We start from the raw sequence: 2,239 nt of genomic DNA on the forward strand, positions 1-2,239 counted from the left end.
CGGTCATGCTGGCGGCGCATGCGCATCAGGACCTGCCGTTCGAGCAGGTGGTGGAGGCGTTGCAACCACCGCGCAGCCTGGGCCATAGCCCAATCTTCCAGGTCATGCTGGCGCTGAACAACACCCCGGGCGGCGGCGAACTCAGTCTGCCGGAGCTGAGTCTGGAGCCGCTGCAAGCGCCGCACACGACGGCCCAGTTCGACCTGTCGCTTGCGCTGGTCGAGGCGGATGGCGGGTTGGTCGGCTCTCTGGAATACGCGAGTGATCTGTTCGAGCGTGCGACGATCGAGCGGATGGCGGGGCACCTGCAGGTACTTCTGGAAGCCATGGTGGCGGATGACCAGCAAGCGGTCGCAGAACTGCCGCTGCTGTCGTGCGAGCAACGTCGGCAGGTGTTGGAGTCGTTCAACGATACGGCAGCGGCCTACCCGGCGGACAAGTTGCTCCATCAACTGTTCGAGGAACAGGCGGCACAACAGCCCGATGCCCTGGCGGTGGTCGATGAAGCCGGAAGCCTGACCTATAGCGAACTCAACGCGCGGGCGAATCGACTGGCACATTACCTGATCGGCCTGGGTATCCAGCCGGATGATCGGGTCGCGATCTGTGCGCAGCGCAGCCTGGAAATGGTGGTGGGCTTGCTGGGGATTTTGAAGGCGGGCGGTGCGTATGTGCCGCTGGATCATGGATATCCGTCGGAGCGGTTGCGCTACATGCTGGAAGACAGCGCGCCGGTAGCAGTGCTGGTGCAAGCGGCGCTGCAGGAATGCCTGCCGGCGGTAAATGTGCCGCAGGTCGTGTTGGACAGCGTGGACCTGTCCTCAGGGACCGGTGGGCTGCCGTGTGGCAATCCGGATCTTGATGCCCTGGGGCTGACGTCGAGAATGCCGGCTTATGTGATGTATACATCCGGCTCCTCGGGAGTGCCGAAGGGCGTGCTGATTGAGCACCGCAGTGTGCTGCGTCTGGTTATCAATAATCCTTATGCCAGGATCACCACAGAGGATTGTGTTGCGCATGGCGCCAATACGGCCTTCGACGCTTCGACCTGGGAAATCTGGAGTGCGCTGCTCAATGGGGCGAAACTGTTGGTTGTGTCTCAGGCGACGCTGCTCAATCCCGCGCGCTTGAACCATATATTGATTGAAGGTGGCGTGACCGCTTTATGGTTGACTGCTGGATTGTTCAATGAATATGTCGATGTACTCGCCGCTGCCTTCTCAAAGCTGCGATATCTCCTGGTCGGTGGGGATGTGCTCGATCCAGTGAGCGTTGCGAAGGTTTTGTCCCGCGCCCATCGCCCGAGGCATCTGATCAATGGCTATGGACCAACGGAAACAACGACCTTTGCCAGCACCTATGAGATCCATGCGCTGTCCGACAATTCGCGCTCGATTCCTATTGGCCGCCCTATCGGCAACACACGCATTTACCTATTGGATGCACACGGCCAGCCGGTGCCCATCGGGGTCAGCGGCGAGATCCATATCGGCGGCGCGGGGGTTGCCCGTGGCTATCTGAATCTGCCGGAACTGACGGCGGAGCGTTTCCTGGACGACCCGTTCAGTGCCGAGCCGGCGGCGCAGATGTACAGGAGCGGCGATCTGGGGCGCTGGTTGGCGGACGGCAATATCGAGTACCTGGGGCGTAACGACGATCAGGTCAAGCTTCGGGGCTTCCGGATCGAGCTGGGCGAGATCGAGTCGCAGTTGGCGGCTTGCCCTGGGGTCAGGGAAGCGGTGGTGCTGGTGCGCGAGCACCGTCCAGGCGACAAACGCCTGGTGGCGTACCTGACGGCGCAGGAAGGTGCCGTATTGTCGGCGGCGCAGTTGCGCGAGCAACTGTCGCAAGGGCTGGCGGAGTACATGATTCCGAGTGCCTTCGTAACGCTGGCGCGTTTCCCGCTAACGCCAAACGGCAAGCTGGATCGACGGGCATTGCCGGCGCCGGAGGACGACGCTTATGCCAGTCGCGGTTACGAGGCGCCGGCAGGTGACATCGAGCATGCGCTGGCGCAGATCTGGCAGGCGTTGCTGGGGCTGGAGCGTGTCGGTCGCCACGACCACTTCTTCGAACTGGGCGGGCATTCGTTACTGGCGGTACAACTGGTGTCGCGTCTGCGTCAGCGCTTCGAAGTCGAGGTGGCACTGCGGGATGTGTTTGCCGAGCCGACGCTGCAAGGTCTGGCACGTCAGGTGGCGAACGCCCGGCTCTCGGCGCAGACGCCGTTGACGCTGGT

At 62.4% G+C, this 2,239-nt stretch carries 1 protein-coding gene; it reads left to right on the plus strand.

Annotated elements, in window-relative coordinates; all coding sequences use genetic code 11:
- Window positions 1–2,239: non-ribosomal peptide synthetase (locus BLR16_RS27770; protein WP_143012391.1), on the plus strand; the 2,239-nt coding region annotated here is incomplete at both ends.

The sequence above is a fragment of the Pseudomonas sp. BS3767 genome (genome assembly GCF_900099665.1).
GTDB classification, from domain to species: domain Bacteria; phylum Pseudomonadota; class Gammaproteobacteria; order Pseudomonadales; family Pseudomonadaceae; genus Aquipseudomonas; species Aquipseudomonas cerasi.